General features: G+C 69.0%; 2 protein-coding genes and 1 pseudogene. All 3 read left to right on the top strand.

What is annotated here, in order from left to right; all coding sequences use genetic code 11:
* Window positions 1–252 precede the first annotated feature (252 nt).
* A complete protein-coding gene (locus FH610_RS42540) occupies window positions 253–1,314 on the top strand; it encodes a substrate-binding domain-containing protein (protein WP_139580915.1) in 1,062 nt (353 codons plus the stop codon).
* Window positions 1,315–1,329: 15 nt separating this feature from the next.
* Window positions 1,330–2,499 carry a Gfo/Idh/MocA family protein gene (locus tag FH610_RS42535; RefSeq protein ID WP_240809537.1) on the top strand — a complete coding sequence of 390 codons (1,170 nt, stop codon included), beginning with the start codon at window positions 1,330–1,332 and terminating at the stop codon, window positions 2,497–2,499.
* 30 nt (window positions 2,500–2,529) lie between these two features.
* Window positions 2,530–2,749: pseudogene (locus FH610_RS42530) on the top strand (sugar phosphate isomerase/epimerase); the annotation flags it as partial.

Here is a 2,749-nt window from a genome sequence, read left to right as displayed (position 1 = left end):
CTTCACTGTGATCACCAACCTGTTCATCCTCAACGGCCTCAACACCGCCGACCAGCTCGTCGCCAAGGGCGCGATCATCGTCGTCGCCGTGCTCCTGCAGCGGCGAAGCCTCAATTCACACACCTGACCCCGGCGCCCTCTCTCCCCTTTCCGACCTTCCAGGTCCGCCGCCGTACGGCCGCGGCCCCGGCCTCGTACGCCCTTTTTCCTCGCCTTACCTCGCTTTTCCACCCCCACTGCAAGGAGAACGACATGACCCAGAACCCCGGCCGCCGGGGCTTCCTCTTCGGCGGAGCCGTCATCGGCGCGGGCGCCCTCATCACGGCCTGCACCAGCAACGAGCCGGCGGCGCAGGCGAGCGCGCCGGCCGCCGCCCCCGCCGCCGCGGCCACGGGCGGCAACGACGCCCCCGGCGACAAGGTCGTCATCGGCTTCTCGGCCCCGGCCGCCGACCACGGCTGGATCGCCGCCATCGCCAAGAACGCGGCGGACGCGGCCAAGCAGTACTCCGATGTGGAGTTCAAGCCGGTCGAGCCGACCAACGACATCAACCAGCAGATCTCCGCGGTGGAGTCGCTGATCCAGGCCAAGGTCAATGTGCTGGTGATCCTGCCGAACGACGGCCAGCAGCTCAACCAGGTCGCCCGGCAGGCGATGGACGCCGGCATCCCGGTGATCAACCTGGACCGCGTCTTCCCGGACAAGCTGTCCTATCGGACCTGGCTGGGCGGGGACAACTACGGCATGGGTGTGGCCGCCGGCCACTACATCGGCAAGACGCTGAAGGACAAGGGCGTGGCCGACCCGGTCATCCTGGAGATCCAGGGCATCGCGACGCTGCCGCTGACCCAGGACCGCAGCAAGGGCTTCGCCGACGCCCTCAAGACGTACGGCTTCAAGGTGACCGCGCAGCAGGACGCCAAGTTCACGGTGGAGTCCGGCACGCAGGTGGCCAGCAACCTGCTGCAGGCGCACAAGAAGATCGACGCGATCTGGAACCACGACGACGACCAGGGCATCGGCGTGCTCGCTGCGATCAAGGAAGCCGGTCGCGACGAGTTCTTCATGGTCGGTGGCGCGGGTTCGGCCAACGCGATGCGTGACATCCAGGCCGACAACGGCGTGCTGAAGGCCACGGTCACCTACAGCCCGACGATGGCCGCCTCGGCGATCAAGCTGGCGCGTCTGATCGCCCAGGGCAAGGGCATGAGCGACCTGCTGGAGCAGGAGGTGCCGCAGTCCATCACGCTGGCATCGGAGACCATCACCAAGGAGAACGCGCAGAAGTATCTGCCGCTCGGCTTCGAATCCTGATTCGGGGGAGATCTAGTGACAGAAAGCAGGCCGGCGCTCGGTGTCGGCATGGTGGGGTACGCGTTCATGGGACGCGTGCACTCGCAGGCATGGCGGAGCGTCGCCTCGGTCTTCGACCTGCCGGTAAGGCCCGTCATGGCGGCCCTGTCCGGCAGGTCGCCCGGCCGCACGGCCGAAGCCGCGGACAAGCTCGGCTGGGCGGCGGTCGAGACCGACTGGAAGCGGCTCGTCGAACGCGACGACGTGCAGATCGTCGACATCTGCACGCCGGGTGACAGCCATGCCGAGATCGCCATCGCGGCGCTGGCGGCGGGCAAGCACGTCCTGTGCGAGAAGCCGCTGGCCAACACCGTGGCAGAGGCCGAGGCCATGGCCGCGGCGGCGAAGGAGGCGGCGGCGCGCGGGGTGCGCAGCATGGTCGCCTTCAACTACCGCCGCGTGCCCGCGGTCGCGCTGGCCCGGCGGTTCGTCGAGGAGGGCAGGCTCGGGGAGATCCGGCACGTGCGGGCGCAGTACCTGCAGGACTGGATCGTCGACCCGGAGTTCCCCCTGGTCTGGCGGCTCCAGAAGGACAAGGCCGGGTCCGGCGCTCTCGGCGACATCGGCGCCCACATCATCGACACCGCGCAGTTCATCGTCGGCCGGTCGCTGACGGGGGTGAGCGCGCTCACCGAGACCTTCGTCAAGGAGCGCCCGCTCGCCGAAGGGTCGAGCGGCCTGGCCGGCGAGGGCGGCACCGGTGAGATGGGCGAGGTGACGGTGGACGACGCGGCGCTGTTCATCGGCCGCTTCGAGGGCGGGGCGCTGGCCTCGTTCGAGGCCACCCGGTTCGCCACCGGGCGCAAGAACGCGCTGCGCATCGAGATCAACGGCTCGGCGGGCAGCCTGTCCTTCGACTTCGAGGCGATGAACGAGCTGTGGTTCTACGAGGCCGCCGAGCGGGACGCCGGGTTCCGGCGGATCCTCGTCACCGAGCCCGACCACCCGTACGTCGGGGCGTGGTGGCCGCCGGGCCACGGCCTCGGGTACGAGCACACCTTCGTCCACGAGACGAAGGACTTCCTGGAGGCGATCGCCGCCGGCACCGACCCCGCGCCGTCCTTCGAGGACGGGCTGCGGGTGCAGCGGGTGCTCGCCGCGGTCGAGGAGAGCGCCGCTGCGGGGTCGAGCTGGACCTCGGTGTGATTGTCCACATGTTGTGAGAGCGGGAGTGAGATGACGCGACCGATCACGTTGTTCACCGGGCAGTGGGCGGACCTGCCGTTCGAGGAGGTCTGCCGGCTGGCCTCGGAATGGGGCTACGACGGCCTGGAGATCGCCTGCTGGGGCGACCACTTCGAGGTCGACAAGGCCCTCGCCGACGACTCCTACATCGAACGCAAGAAGGAGACCCTGGCCAAGTACAACCTCGGGGTGTGGACGATCTCCCACCACC

Origin of the sequence: Microbispora catharanthi, assembly GCF_006334915.2 — a bacterium.
Lineage (GTDB): Bacteria > Actinomycetota > Actinomycetes > Streptosporangiales > Streptosporangiaceae > Microbispora > Microbispora catharanthi.
Note: the sequence above shows the minus strand (reverse complement) of the source record. Positions and strands in the feature narration are given on the sequence as shown.